This window comes from Flavobacterium xizangense, assembly GCF_054075145.1.
On sequence record NZ_JBSIPG010000174.1, the window covers coordinates 1 to 259 of the forward strand.

Genomic DNA, 259 nt, shown 5'->3' on the forward strand with positions numbered 1-259 from the left:
TTTCACTTCAAATCCAACCATATAGCCAAACCATATTAACCAATTGAGTAATGCAGGAAAATCTTGCAGTTCATAACCAGTTTCGGTTTTTTTGCCAAAGTACAGAAACATAACTAGAGTTACTCCAAGTATTATTGAATAGTCAATTAATCCGGCAAGAATTCTTTTTTTAAGATTTGGTTTTGTAGCAATTTGTTCTGGGGTCATTTTTTGGATTTAAGTTGATACAAACATAATTTATAAAAAATTAATATTTGAT

General features: G+C 29.0%; 1 protein-coding gene. It reads right to left on the bottom strand.

The annotated features are described in order from the left end of the window. Positions 1-207: RDD family protein (locus ACWA1B_RS22995; RefSeq protein WP_456910967.1), on the bottom strand; the 207-nt coding region annotated here is incomplete at its 3' end. Between the last annotated feature and the right edge of the window lie 52 nt (positions 208-259).